General features: G+C 52.5%; 12 protein-coding genes. 10 read left to right on the top strand and 2 right to left on the bottom strand.

Annotated features, from left to right (window positions below; genetic code table 11):
- Positions 1–107 precede the first annotated feature (107 nt).
- From dndB to ABEA92_RS31415, 9 genes are all read left to right on the top strand, one after another.
- Positions 108–1,202 carry a DNA sulfur modification protein DndB gene (gene dndB / locus ABEA92_RS21155; RefSeq protein WP_345685927.1) on the top strand — a complete coding sequence of 365 codons (1,095 nt, stop codon included), beginning with the start codon at positions 108–110 and terminating at the stop codon, positions 1,200–1,202.
- The gene (gene dndC, locus ABEA92_RS21150) at positions 1,192–2,904 is read left to right on the top strand and encodes a DNA phosphorothioation system sulfurtransferase DndC (RefSeq protein WP_345685925.1); all 1,713 of its coding nucleotides are present in this window, start codon (positions 1,192–1,194) and stop codon (positions 2,902–2,904) included. Before dndB ends, dndC begins: the two co-directional genes overlap by 11 nt.
- On the top strand, positions 2,905–4,911 hold the full coding sequence (dndD, locus tag ABEA92_RS21145; RefSeq protein WP_345685923.1) for a DNA sulfur modification protein DndD: 2,007 nt from the start codon (positions 2,905–2,907) through the stop codon (positions 4,909–4,911).
- Between the two features lie 8 nt (positions 4,912–4,919).
- Positions 4,920–5,303 (top strand): DNA sulfur modification protein DndE, encoded by a 384-nt coding sequence (gene dndE / locus ABEA92_RS21140; protein WP_345685921.1) that lies wholly within the window; start codon positions 4,920–4,922, stop codon positions 5,301–5,303.
- Entirely contained in the window at positions 5,300–5,539 is a 240-nt protein-coding gene (locus ABEA92_RS21135) for an HTH domain-containing protein (protein WP_345685919.1), read from the top strand. The genes dndE and ABEA92_RS21135 overlap by 4 nt, the downstream gene beginning before the upstream one ends.
- 362 nt (positions 5,540–5,901) lie before the next feature.
- The gene (locus ABEA92_RS21130; RefSeq protein ID WP_345685917.1) at positions 5,902–6,825 is read left to right on the top strand and encodes a GIY-YIG nuclease family protein; all 924 of its coding nucleotides are present in this window, start codon (positions 5,902–5,904) and stop codon (positions 6,823–6,825) included.
- Between the two features lie 61 nt (positions 6,826–6,886).
- Positions 6,887–7,093 (top strand): cyclic-phosphate processing receiver domain-containing protein, encoded by a 207-nt coding sequence (locus ABEA92_RS31420; RefSeq protein ID WP_425572475.1) that lies wholly within the window; start codon positions 6,887–6,889, stop codon positions 7,091–7,093.
- 131 nt (positions 7,094–7,224) lie between these two features.
- A complete protein-coding gene (locus ABEA92_RS21125) occupies positions 7,225–7,689 on the top strand; it encodes a hypothetical protein (protein WP_345685915.1) in 465 nt (154 codons plus the stop codon).
- A 635-nt stretch (positions 7,690–8,324) separates the two neighbouring features.
- A complete protein-coding gene (locus ABEA92_RS31415; RefSeq protein ID WP_425572477.1) occupies positions 8,325–8,405 on the top strand; it encodes an SEC-C metal-binding domain-containing protein in 81 nt (26 codons plus the stop codon).
- A gap of 77 nt (positions 8,406–8,482) precedes the next feature.
- Here the strand turns inward: ABEA92_RS31415 and ABEA92_RS21120 are convergent, their stop codons facing one another.
- Together ABEA92_RS21120 and ABEA92_RS21115 are read right to left on the bottom strand one after the other, a co-directional pair.
- Positions 8,483–11,674, bottom strand: coding sequence for a serine/threonine protein kinase (locus ABEA92_RS21120; RefSeq protein WP_345685913.1), 3,192 nt, complete (start codon positions 11,672–11,674; stop codon positions 8,483–8,485).
- Between the two features lie 63 nt (positions 11,675–11,737).
- Positions 11,738–12,481 (bottom strand): RNA polymerase sigma factor, encoded by a 744-nt coding sequence (locus tag ABEA92_RS21115; RefSeq protein ID WP_345685911.1) that lies wholly within the window; start codon positions 12,479–12,481, stop codon positions 11,738–11,740.
- Between the two features lie 380 nt (positions 12,482–12,861).
- Here ABEA92_RS21115 and ABEA92_RS21110 point away from each other — a divergent pair, with 380 nt between their 5' ends.
- Complete coding sequence (locus ABEA92_RS21110) at positions 12,862–13,035, top strand: hypothetical protein (RefSeq protein ID WP_345685909.1); 174 nt, start codon at positions 12,862–12,864, stop codon at positions 13,033–13,035.
- Positions 13,036–13,207: the final 172 nt, after the last annotated feature.

Genomic DNA, 13,207 nt, shown 5'->3' with positions numbered 1-13,207 from the left:
CCTTGCAGTGGGAGCCGGTGTAGGTGGTTGACGCTAGGAAGTAACTAGTTACGTTCTTTGTACGCACCTTTTTACTTCCATTTGCAGCATCGCTCCAGGAGGGGTCAATGCCGAGCTTTGAATACGTCTTTCCGTCGATCCGTGGAATTCAGGCAGGGCGAGAATACTACATCTCGATGTGCCCGATGCGGTTGATCCCCCGCATATTTCTCTTTGACGAAGAAGAGTTGCGTCCGGAGCTACGTTCGCAACGCACCCTCAACAAGCAGCGTATTCCCGACATTACCCGGTACATTCTACAGAATCCACAAGAATACACTTTCTCCGCAATTACCGCATCAATCGACGGGAAAGTCAACTTCGAGCCGATTGGAGACGAAGGTGACGGTCGGGATATGGGGCGTCTTCACATCCCAATGTCGGCGAAGTTTGTCATCAACGACGGTCAACATAGACGTGCTGCGATTGAAGCAGCGTTGTTCGAGAATCCCGAGATGGGGGACGAGACCATCTCTGTTGTTTTTTTTATGGATTTGGGCTTAAAGCGAACCCAGCAAATGTTCGCGGATCTAAACCGGTATGCGGTTCGGCCGACTATGTCCATCGGGATTCTGTACGATCATCGCGACGAGTCGTCGATGATCTCGAAAACAATTGTTCAGCGTGTGCCAGTGTTCAATGATCTTTGTGAGCTTGAAAAAGCAACAATCTCGAACCGGTCGATCAAGCTTTTCACGCTCAGCGGTGTCCACAGCGCTACGCAGGCATTGCTGTCGGGATCCGAAATAGAAGACGTTGACGACAAGATTGAACTAGCGTGCAATTTCTGGTGCGAGGTCGCTGACAAAATTCCTGATTGGGAACTCGCTCGAAGGCGTGAAGTTAGTGCGGCGGACCTTCGCAGCGATTTCATTCACGCACATTCACTTGCGCTGTCTGCACTTGCGAGAGCTGGTAAAGGCTTGCTTGCGAAGCACCCCACCAATTGGAAGTCAAAACTTGAACCTCTTCTTAAGATTGACTGGTCACGCACAAATACGAAACTTTGGGAAGGGCGGGCGATGGTTGCCGGTCGTCTATCTAAGAAAAATGTTAATGTTGCACTCACGGCGAATGTATTGAAAAAACAGCTGGGACTCGCGTTGACTGCGGAAGAAAACGAGATGGAAAAACGATACAAGAGCAATAGTAATGGCAAGTGATATCGGAACGGAAAAGCAGAGCGCGTTCGGCGGCAAGGGCATGAAGGTGGCCGTGACCGAGCTGATCGAGGAAGTTCAGGAACTTTACCTTGCCGACCAGATTCCGTGGGTTGTTGGGTATAGCGGCGGAAAAGATTCAAGCGCGGTGCTGCAGCTTGTATGGCTAGCCGTCTCTCGATTGCCTGTCGAGCAACGAACGAAGCAGATTCACGTGATATCGACGGATACGTTGGTCGAGCAACCTTTAGTCGCGGTATGGGTCGATGCTTCACATGCAAAAATGCGAGAAGCTGCGGCTGAGCAAGGTATCCCTCTTACGCCACACAAGCTGGTACCAGATGTGAAGGACACCTTTTGGGTCAACTTGATTGGCAGGGGCTACCCGAAGCCGACGACACAGTTCCGCTGGTGCACTTCGCGGATGAAAATCAATCCGTCAAACAACTTTATTCGACAAGTGGTGCGAGAGAACGGCGAAGCGATGCTTGTCTTGGGCACGCGAAAGGCAGAGAGCCAGCGGCGTGCTCGAAACATGGAGAAACATGAAAAACATCGGTATCGCGATCGTATATCACCCAATGCGGCACTCCCTAACTCGCTTGTCTATTCGCCGATCGAGGATTGGAATAATGACGAGGTTTGGCAATTTTTGCTGCAGGTAAAAAACCCTTGGGGACATACAAACAAGTCGCTAATGGGCATGTACCAGGGAGCTTCTGCTGACAACGAGTGTCCTGTTGTTTTGGATACTTCGACGCCTAGCTGTGGAAGCAGCCGATTTGGCTGTTGGGTTTGTACCGTCGTCGATAAGGATCGCTCCATGGAGGCAATGATCAAGAACGACGATGAAAAGCTTTGGATGCAACCACTCTTAGATCTCCGAAACGAATTGGCTTGTGACGAAGAAGGTCTACGCGATGTAGAGCTTGTCCAGATCGGTCTGACGAAAAGCCAAATTGCCGGACTCGGAAAAAATGACAAAAAGGGGAAACCAGTTCGGCTAAGCAAGGAAAATCGGGGCAAAGTTGAACGAAACCGCAGAGACTTTCGGCGGATCGACGGGCGAGTACAGCTTTTCAACGGCAAGACGATCCCCGGTCCCTATCGTAAGAATTGGCGAGAGTATTGGCTCAAACGAGTGCTTGAAGTTCAGCAAGGGATTCGCGAAAACGGCCCGAAAGAGATGCGTGGGATCGAACTAATTTCTACTGCGGAGATGCACGAGATTCGCCGGATTTGGCTTTACGAAAAGCACGAGTACGACGACACGTTGCCCGATATCTTCATGCAAGTTACCGGAGATGAGTTTCCTGTACTGCGTGGTGACGATCAATTGCTGGATCGTGAAGACTGGGATCGGCTTCGAGACATTTGCGACGCGGACGAGGTGTTCTTTCAGCTGCAAACGGAGCTGTTGGACATTCAGCGAGAATTCCGCGGCATGACTCGCCGTGCAGGAATCTACGAGGCAATCGAGAAACGACTCAAAGCAGCACAGTTTGCGGATGGCGAGGAAGCGTTCGCCGCCCGTGACGCCGAGCAAAAGCGGGCGGAGGAAATTCGGGATATGCGAACGATACGCAAAGATAAACCCGAGAGCGAGAAAGCGGAAAAGAAGAAGCCAGTGGCAAAGAAAGTAGAAAACGTGAGTTCGGTTCAACCAGACCTCTTCGATCAACATTCAATTGAGGAGACAGAATAGATGCAGTTACTCGAATTGTCTCTTTACAATTTTTGCCTCTATCGCGGTGAGCAAACTTTCAATCTGAGTCCCGATCGCCGCAATGGAAAGGCCAAACCAATCATTTTGGTAGGAGGCATCAATGGCGGCGGAAAGACCTCATTCTTCGATTCAATCTTGCTGGTGCTTTATGGCTCCCGAGCTAACTGCTCGAAACGATCAAACCAGAGTTACAGTGAGTTCTTGACGGATTGTATCCATCGAGGTGTGGATCCAGCGGATGGGGCGTCGATATCGCTGACCTTTCAGTATGTTTCGGAGGGTGTCGAACGGATCTATGAGGTCCGACGCCGCTGGAATGTCAAGAAGACCCTTCGGGAGCATCTGGAAGTCTATTGCGATGGAAAGAAGCATGCAGATTTCTCGAAGAACTGGAATCATGTTGTTGAAGAGATCGTTCCCATTGGGATCTCTCAGCTGTTCTTCTTTGATGCTGAAAAGATCCGATTTATAGCTGACGACGAATCAACAAGTGAGGCATTGGGATCGGCAATTAAGTCGTTGCTGGGACTTGACCTCGCTGAACGTTTGATCGCGGACATGAAGGTGGTTCATATGAAGCTCGCCGAACGTCAGATATCAAACAGCGATCGAGAAGCAGTCGACGAGTGGAAAGGTGCGTTGGACGTTATTTGCTCGGAATTGAAGGCTCGCAAACAAGACTGTGGTGCTGCAAGAAATCGCGTCGATTTTGCGGCTAAAGAGCTGGTGAAGGCTGAAGAGGCATTCGCTCGCATAGGTGGCAAGCACTGGGACGAGCGAAACACAAATGAAGTCACGAAGAAGGAACTTACCCTCAAGAAGACTGGAATCGAATCAAATTTGACTGGACTTGCCAGCGGCAGCCTGCCTCTGGCAATGATTTCAGATCTCTTGAAAACCGTTGACGAATTCGATAAAGAAAGTCGCTCATATCAGCAGTTGATACACGCCGGTGAAGCCCTCGACTCACATGACAAAGCGATTTTGTCGGAACTCAGAGATCAACAATTTTCAGCAAAAGTCTTGGAGTCAATCGAATTGGTTCTGGCGAAACGACGACAACTTCGAGCTGAGATCAAAGAGCCTGAACCGTCGATACATTTGTCTGAAGGTTCACGTAACTCTTTATCGTTATTGATGACCAAAGAGCTTGCGCGTCTCAAAAAAGAGGGCGCATCATTGGTGTTCAATTTGGAGCAAACGAGTGCGGAGCTGGACTTAATTCGCAGGCAACTGGCTTCCACCCCTAAAGAAACTGAAATAAAGGACGTCGCGGAAAAACTGAAAGCGGCGGTCCGATCGCACGCTGACGCTGAATCAGAACTGAAGCGTTTCGAGCAAGCTTGTGAAGAGAAAATTCGCGAGCGAGAAGAAGTCGAAAGCAAAATAGAAGAAAAGCTTCTTCGTACGAATGCAGAGCAAGTTGCTGCAGATGACGCGGAACGAATGTCTCACCTGTCAGAGCGTACACGCGAGACAATGAAAGTTTTTCTTGAGCAATCGACCGCGGCGAAGATTGATCGACTCGCGGCAAATATCCTCGAAGCGTTTCAATATTTACTCCGCAAGAAATCGCTTGTTGAATCGATTTCTATCGATCCAGTTGATTTCTCAATAACGCTGATAGACTCCGATGGAATGACGATTCCTAAGCAGCGACTTTCTGAGGGGGAAAAGCAAATGTTTGCAATCTCAGTTTTATGGGGACTTGGCCGAGCGTCGAATCGTCGACTCCCGGCAATTATTGACACTCCGATGGCTCGACTCGATGCAATGCATCGCGGGAACCTGCTGACGCGATACTTCCCTTCCGCGAGCCATCAAACCATTATTCTTTCCACGGACACGGAAGTCGACGAAGAGTTTTACGCCGCTCTAGAGCCTAACGTTGCACGTGCGTATCACCTGAATTATGACGAAAAGACAAAGCAAACGATAGTTGAACAGGGTTACTTCTGGCATCATGAAGAGGCGGAGGCCGTTTAGGAACAATCGTGATTAAACAAATCAAACTCTCATCCCAGGCAAGGGACAAGCTCATTCGCATCAAGTCCCGTACGGGTATTGGTCAATGGAATATTCTGTGCCGATGGGCACTCGTGGTTTCGATGAAAGAAGCCTCTCCACCCACGGTCGTCGACATCCCAGCGGATAGCAATGTAGAAATGAGTTGGCAGGTGTTCGGTGGCGAGTTGAATGAACTCTACTGGGCACTGGTCAAAGCACGCTGCTACAAGGATGGCTTGGGAACAGACGAAGAAACCGTAGCTCAGCAATTTCGGCTGCACCTGCATCGCGGAATCGGCTACCTAGCGACGCCGTCGGCGATAAGCAATATTGGTGATCTCATAAATCTGGCGTTGGACGAGGACAAATGAAAAAAGCAATTCATCAGGTAGCTGCGGACGTATTAAAGGCATCTGGCAAGCCGATGTCGGCTGCGGAGATTTACGAAGTAATCTCAGAGAAAGGCCTCTACGAGTTCAAAGCTAAGAACGCCGCGAGCGTCCTTCGTTCCCAATTGCGTCGGCACACAAAGAATATCGCTGTCGCGAATCAGGCCAAGGAATGTTTGTTCACACAGACCGAAGATGGCCGGTTTTCACTTGCCTGACCTTCGGTGCGCCAGGTTAAACTCGTTCGTCAAATGCCGCTGAGTCAAAGAGCTGCGATTAGCTGCTTGGGCGTTTTCCACGGCCTGATGCGTTTCGCTTTCAAACGTACGAAGTCCTTTCCTTCCTTTTGAGCAAGCCAAGTTGCCCTAGACCTGAATCGTCGGTGTAGACCAGCACGATTTTCAAAGCAATCTGCTTGTTCAACTTGTTGCCTGGCCCGAAATGCTGTTCGCTGTGATAGCGACCAGAACGGTGGATTACAAATCAATCCACGGCGTTAATGGTTCCGCCGATCCAAAAGCGAGACGCTGCAATATGCTAAGATTTCGTTCTCAGATTTTCTTACGAGGAGCAGCTTTCGATGCAAACGGCCGGCAAGTCAATTCGTATATACCTCGTTGACGGCGACGCATCGGGCTTGCTGAGCGCCGAAGTGATGAACTGGAGTGGTAAGTTGCTCGTTTCGCCTCGGACCAAACTTGCCGAACTGGCGAAACGGGAAGAGATAAAGCGGACGGGCGTTTACATACTGGCGGGGCCGGATCCGGAGAATCCGGTTGGCGAAGTCGTCTACATCGGCGAAGGCGATAACGTCTTCAAACGACTGGCGTCTCACGACAAAGACGAACGCAAAGAATTTTGGACCCGCTGCGTCGCAGTGATCAGCAAGGATCTGAATCTGACGAAAGCCCACGTTCGATACTTGGAAAGTCGTTTGATCACGATGGGCTATGCTGCGGGCCGCGCCAAGGTCCACAACGGAACCGCGCCACCGCTGCCGCCGATGCCAGAAGCGGACATCGCCGACATGGAAGGATTTCTGAAGCACATCGAGTTGGTGTTGCCAGTCCTTGGGTTCTCGTTCCTAAAGCCAAAGCCAACGGTTCGTTTCACGACACCAGGCGATCCAGAACAATGCGACGGTTCACCGGTCTTCGAGTTCTCCTCGGGCAATGCATCAGCCAAGGCGAAGGAAATTGATGGGGAATTCGTTGTTTTGAAAGGCTCAACAGCGACGCTGGAACCGCGGGCAAGTTGGACAAGCTATCGTGAGCTAAGAGCACAATTGGTCGAAGAAAAGAAGCTGGTCGAGGTGCCGGGCAAAGCACTGCTCCTCTTCGCCGAAGACGTCTATCTCAGTAGTCCAAGCGCGGGAGCCGCGATCGTCGCCGCGGGTAACACCAATGGTCGCGTCGCCTGGAAGATAACCGATAGCCGTCAAACCTACGGTGACTGGCATCAGTCGCAACTTCCTCAGGATGCCGCCGATGAAGATCTATCTTGATGATGAGCGAGTCACGCCCGAGGGTTGGGTTCGCGTCTATTGGCCCGTTTAGGCAATTGAATTGCTGAAAGCAGGCGACGTTACTGAGATCAGCCTGGACCACGACCTTGGCGATGATGAACGCGGAACTGGATATGACGTTGTGCTTTGGATCGAGGAACAGGTGGCGTTACACGGCTTTGTGCCGCCGGCGATGAAGGTTCACTCGGCGAACGTGTCCGCGAGAACGAAGATGGAGATGGGATTCGTGCGATCGAGGCAATGGTGAGGAAACGCGATAGCTGAGGATCGTGATGCTCCTTTATACAGTCGTGAATTAAGCGACAAGGTTTGGCGCGGATGCGTGAAGATCGCCGAGCAGGTCTATCTCGCCGGCGGCAAACCACCATACGGGTTGTCATGGTTGTTGCTCGACGAGAAACGCGAACCTTTGCATGTGTTGGAAACGGCTCTGCAATACGCGAGGGCGTCAACACGCGACACGTCGCCTACAGTCGCGACCTGACGCAAGCCCGCGTCGAACAACAACTCCGCCGTTTGTGTACGACAGGCTACGACCTCGGGGCCATGGTGAACCGCAGCCGCGATCGCGGCCTTTACGATGCCGCCCTTCGCTACCACCGATCGTGGCGAGCCGCCCTCACGGCCGCCGGCGTCAACTTAGCCAACGTCTCTCGCCGGCGCCCTGATCACTTCGACCGCGAAGCAATGATTCTCTGGCTCCGCGACCGCCAAGCCGCCGGCCAGTCCCTCATTTACACTGAGGTCTGCCTCGAGAACCGAGACAAAACCATGGCCATCCGCCGCACGTTTCGCAGCTGGAGACAAGCGTTGGTGGCCGCTGGGCTAGCCGAGAATGCATAGTCTCTAACCAAGGTGCAAATTCTTTTTTCAAAAGACAAAGAGACCTCTGGTCAATAGATCGTTGTTCACCCGCCTCACCATGTTCCGTGAGCGTCCTGCTCGCTAAACGACCTGATCGAACCGGACAGCTTTCTTGTAAACCGTTGTCGCCAAAGCATTAAAGAGAGTGTTCCAGCCGAGATCCCGTGCAGAGAGCGTCTGGCTCGGGGAGCCTTCGTGGACAGTAGCGAAATGATGCTGCCCGCCAGTAAACGCCAAAGGCCGATGCAACCGCATCGGCCTTTTTGCGTTTGATCCCCGGGTTTCCGGGAGTTTCGGGCGTTCGACCGTGTTTCTCGCCTCTCTCGCCCAGCCGACGGAGAGACGCCGAAAAGGTACTTTCTTGCAGCTTACCCCTTGGGTCACAACGAATACTCTCGAACTCTCTGAGTTAATAGTCCGGCGTCAGTTAACAACATCGGCCGGCTCAGCGCGATATCGAGAGTATTCCAAAGAAGAGACAGAGTACGGCAGAGAGTTTGAGATCTGGGCCGGCTGTCAGGCTACCGCGATTCGCCTCGCTATCTCGCCAGTTGCTCGGCTACCGGCTACCATGACACAATCGCACTTAATTCGCACAGAATGCATTAAGATGGCTGGCACCGAACCGGCATCTCTGCCCCTGCGGTAGCGGACGAAGATTCAAACGATGTTGTCTCAAATCGGGCCGCTTTTGATGGCTCCAATCGGGACCACTACTTTTAGGGATAAAGACTGAAACAGGTCCGCCAGATCTTGTCGATCGCAACTCAAGTCAGCGGACAACGATAGCGGTTCCAAGCATTCGATCGGCCAGACTTCGCGTGCCGACAAGGTTGGATAGGATCCCACAGACGATGACGAGAGCAATGCAGCCGTAAGTGAATAATGCAGAGACCGGTTGCATCCAGCCAAGTTGATTTGCCATGAGCAGCACCGCCACTGAACATCCGGGAAGAGCACTCAACACAGCGCGGAACAGAATCCGCAAACTGCTTGCTGGTACCCCATTAGTGCGGACAATCACTGTTCGAAATGCATGAATGACCAGGCCTCCTTGGAAGAGGAATCCAGCAATCGCGGCCGGGATTGCCACGAACACGATCCAGTGGAGCAAAGCAAACAGAAAAAATATCTGAAAACCGCAGAAATAAACTTTGGAGAGTTCCTTTTCTCGCTGCCCAATCTGCGTGGCGAGTAACTCACTTGCGGCTTCAATCTCTGCGTTCGTCGGCTGCGTTCGTTGTTGAATCGTGCGGATCTCTGTCCGAATCGCGGGGTAAAAGTATTGAAGAGCCGGGAGGCTCTGCATTCTGGCGTCATCCAGAACGCCCGGAAATTGCCCCGCAATGAGCTGTGTCGCCGCCACATAACGGGCGGAGCTCTGAACTCGTGTCGATAACTTGGGATCAAGTTCTGGGCGTTCCGCAATTTCCTTCTTGAGTTTCCAACCATCTTTGTTGGCCTCGTTCTCTTGAGCGATGTTCACCAGTGTATACAGTCGTTTTAGGTCCGCATGCCGCGTGAAGAAGATACTGCTAAGTAGGCCATTGGCTAGGAAACTGAAAAGGATCATGAGTGGAAATGCGTAACAGGCCGCAGCCATCGCAAACCGTCGTCGCCCAGCAGATAGCGGCTGACGTTCGGAGGATGATTCAGTTGTTTCCAACAGCTCCTCAATATTGGCATCACTCTCCCATTTGTTCAGCATTTGAGTTAGGTAAAGTGGAGGCGGTAGCTTTGTTTTGTCCTGCGAGACATAGATTTTTCTGATGTGAGGCGCGAGCCGCTGAAACAAACGCCGGACTTTCTCGGTGGATGAAGTTGGCGTGGACGGAGTAGCAGGATCCTGACGAGCGAAGGCATCTCCTCGGTTGATTCCAGGGGCCGAAAAATCAAGCACTTTCAAACGTTTGTCATCGGTCAGCCAGAGCTGGTCCAGCTCCAGTTTGTCCGGCAGCGTTTCGTCTTGCAGGGCGGACTCCAATTCGCGAACCAAATCTGTCAACCAAGGCTTCATCTCGCAACAAGCCGCCGACTCCGTCTGCAAGTACCGCAGCAATGGCGTTCCGGACGGAGCTTCAAAAACGTTCCAAGCCTTATCGTCTGTTTCGACACGATTGAGCCATCGCAGCCGTGTGGCACGCGCGGGGTTGTGTTGGCATTGCGAGTCGTCGAGTCGCAACCAAACTTGCCGTAGCAGAACCGGATCAAACCCCAGATAAAACGTCGATCCATCGGAAGTCTCTAAGGGATGTAGTAATTGGTAAGGGCCAACCGTCTGCTCAAAAGTCGTAGGCATCGACTCCGTTTCCAACGAGACGCTTGAGTGTTTCTGGGGGATCAGGTTTCCATCGCGATTGCTGACCACTCGTGTTTGGCTACACAAGCCGTGCAATGCGGCGAGGCGATTGCGTGTTCTTGCTGTCGAGAACAAAAGAGCCAGTAATCCCCATTTCGATCCTAACAACAACATGGCCACGACGAACTCCCTGCTTCCAAAAACAACGGGCTCTATCGGGATGCCGACACGAAAGAGCAGATTGTAGGGAAGTACGAATAGGTTTGGCAGCAGCACGAAGATTGCGGCCCGCGTTAACGCTTGCGGAAACGTGGGGCGTCCACCGTCCAATCCAATGGTCCGTAACCCAAGGGTTCGCTTGGCGATGGTTTGCCCAAAGATGGATTCACCGAGTGCGAAATAGAGGACGCTGCCTATGGCGAAAACCATCGCTCCGATGCGACTGGCTACGTAGTTCGTTCCGAAGACCGGCTCAGGCGTTGTGGAGGCCAGTGCGGCGACAACCCAACTAACCAACCCCAATACAGACCAATCCATCAAGCCGGCCACCGTTCTCCAACCAATCGATGCAGGTTCTTGTACTTGCGAGCTGAAGGGCAACAGGGCTTCACGCAGCTCGCTGTAGTTACGGAAGCGGTCGCCTGGTTCTTTCGCCAAGCAACGCATCACTAGCTGTGACAACTCGGCGGAAATCTCTGGCTGAAGACTCTGCGGTGATACTGGTGACTTTTCAAACACCTGCGAGAGCAATTTGGCAAGGCTGTCTGCTCGGTAGGTGGTACGTCCAGTCAGCAAGTAATAGAGTGTCGCACCGAGGGCATAGATGTCTGAGCGGACGTCCAACATGTCGCCGCGGAGTTGCTCTGGAGACGAAAAAGCGGGAGTCCCCAGCAGCGTTCCCTCTGCAGTGATACACGCATCAAACTCGGGATCCGTTGAGATCGAAAGGCCAAAGTCGCCTACCTTGATGACTCCGTCCTTATCCTCAAAGCAATTCGCTGGTTTGATGTCCCGATGCAAAATCCCTTGCGCGTAAGCTGCTTCGAGTCCGTCGATGAGTTGAAGTGCGATATCGACTGCTTGCCTTGGAGCGAGCGGACCCTCTGCCTTGACACGCTGCTCCAGTGTCCCGCCGCTAACCAACTCCATGCTGATCAAAGAGTACTCTTGGACCTGATGGGTGCCAAACACAAAGACGCTGTTGGGATGGTTGATCGAGGCGGCCAGACGGCCTTCGCGCAGAAACCTTTGTCGGGCGGCATCGTTTTCGACGGGGCGATTGAGAACCTTGAGTGCGATCCTTCGTTGTTTGTCGGAATCTTGAGCCTCGTAGACCGTTCCCATGCCACCGCGTCCTAAACGGGTCAGAATTTCAAACTGACCAATCTTTTGACCTGGACTCAGCGGCTCGATCCATGTGGCCCTTCCATCTTGATCAATCGTGACATCCTTGTCGGGATGGTCGATCAACGGCAGCGAACTGTAGTTGGCAGTTGGATGAAACGAATGGTCCAACATATTTCGCAAACTGCAGTCTGCGCACCGACCTTTTGGCGTTTCGGCATTGAGCGTTTTGCCACACTCCACACATTGCTCGCCCTGCGAAGGCACCACTGGAGGTGTATCTTTTTTGGGGGGCCACACGTCATGCTGGCTATCGGACATGGATTCGCTCCTGTTGGTTTTGCGTTCTACCCATACAGAAGCAAAAGCCGCAGAAAGTTGCTCTCACTGTCCAAATTCTCCAGAAATAACGGCCAAGAGCTGGCCAAGTTCGTCCATAACCTCTTTCTGGTCAACCGTTTGCGAGATTTCATCCAAGAGTAACTCACGGTACCATTTTCTCATTCGATACATCGTCGATTTCAGGGAAGCGACCGAACATTGCAGTTGAGCTGCCGCCTCTGCGTAGGGCATTCGTTGCTGTTCACGTAACAGATGCGGCTCCAAGATCTCGAACGCGTCAACGCGATCTTGCTCGACGAAACGCTCCCTCAGCCGCTGCATGACAGTGTCCATGACCGACAGTGCCCAACGTCGCTCGAACAACCGCTCCGCAGTTAGCTGATCGCTCGGCTCCTGCCGATACCAACTCTCGCCAGAGTTGTAGTCGATGCGAAGCGTATCCAGATGACCGCCACGCTTGACGGCGTTCGCCTTGGCGTGTTCGTTGGCTGCAAAATTCCTGATGGCGACCAACATGAACGCGCGGAACTTGCCCTTGGTGGCATCAATCGAATTCAAGAAATTCTTTTCAAGTAACTGTGCGAAGAAGCCTTGCACGAGATCCTGAGCGGCGTGTTCCTGATGCCCGCGGCGACGCAGATAAACGTAAAGTGGCATCCAATAGCGTTGGCACAAGTCCTCCAACGCAGCTTGCCGCACACTTTCGCTTGAATCCGCTGCATTAAGCACAATGGTCCATTGCGTGGTTGCGAACGGATCAGGATCGGGCGTAGTGGACTCGCGCATGAGGATAAACTCTAGCAGAGGAATTGACGGTTTGCACCATCTTAACATGCTCCCAACACTGCATTTGTTCTGCCGAAATTGCTGAAGATTCCACAGACTACGGGACAACCTCACGAACCTATGCTGCGAAATTGAGTCATTGTTATGATCAAAACGCTGGAGCCAGATGGCCAGGCAACCGGTTGGGAGAAGCGAACATTTCGAGTGAACGACGAATCAACGTGCTGTTCGTTTGCAGCCGGAATAAGTGGCGAAGTCCGACGGCCGAAGCAATCTATCGGAATGATTCGCGTGTAGCGGTCCGATCTCGAGGAACCGCGCGGGCAGCGCGGCAGACCGTCCGAGCCGCGGATCTCACTTGGGCAGACTTGGTCCTCGTAATGGAAGACAAACACCGCCGCCGACTCCTCGCACACTTCCCCGGTGAGAGCCGATTCCTGCCTATCGAAGTGCTGCACATCCCGGACGACTACCAGTTCATGGATCCAGAACTCGCCGAATTGATCCGGCTCGCGGCCGAGCCGTTGATTGCTGAGGCGATCGCGAAGGATTGAACACGACGAGCGTATGATCTTCGCCGTGAAGCCTTTCGTTGATGATTGCAATTATCGTGTCCCAGTTACCCCCAGCCAGGCCGGCGTCCAGCAATGGGTTGCCGCTCCGCTTGCCGCTAGAATCAGCTCAAATTGTCCGGAACACCTGGCGGTCTATCTCAGCCCAGAAGTT

Origin of the sequence: Novipirellula caenicola (assembly GCF_039545035.1) — a bacterium.
GTDB classification, from domain to species: domain Bacteria; phylum Planctomycetota; class Planctomycetia; order Pirellulales; family Pirellulaceae; genus Novipirellula; species Novipirellula caenicola.
This window is presented reverse-complemented; position numbering and strand designations above follow the sequence as displayed.

Excerpts from the sequence above, each read along its gene's own strand:
- ABEA92_RS21130 (WP_345685917.1), top strand. The coding sequence starts at position 5,902 with ATGCAAACGGCCGGCAAGTCAATTCGTATATACCTCGTTGACGGCGAC.
- ABEA92_RS21125 (WP_345685915.1), top strand. The coding sequence starts at position 7,225 with ATGGTTGTTGCTCGACGAGAAACGCGAACCTTTGCATGTGTTGGAAAC.
- ABEA92_RS21115 (WP_345685911.1), bottom strand. The coding sequence starts at position 12,481 with ATGCGCGAGTCCACTACGCCCGATCCTGATCCGTTCGCAACCACGCAA.
- ABEA92_RS21120 (WP_345685913.1), bottom strand. The coding sequence starts at position 11,674 with ATGTCCGATAGCCAGCATGACGTGTGGCCCCCCAAAAAAGATACACCT.
- ABEA92_RS21110 (WP_345685909.1), top strand. The coding sequence starts at position 12,862 with ATGGAAGACAAACACCGCCGCCGACTCCTCGCACACTTCCCCGGTGAG.
- dndD (WP_345685923.1), top strand. The coding sequence starts at position 2,905 with ATGCAGTTACTCGAATTGTCTCTTTACAATTTTTGCCTCTATCGCGGT.
- dndB (WP_345685927.1), top strand. The coding sequence starts at position 108 with ATGCCGAGCTTTGAATACGTCTTTCCGTCGATCCGTGGAATTCAGGCA.
- ABEA92_RS21135 (WP_345685919.1), top strand. The coding sequence starts at position 5,300 with ATGAAAAAAGCAATTCATCAGGTAGCTGCGGACGTATTAAAGGCATCT.
- dndC (WP_345685925.1), top strand. The coding sequence starts at position 1,192 with ATGGCAAGTGATATCGGAACGGAAAAGCAGAGCGCGTTCGGCGGCAAG.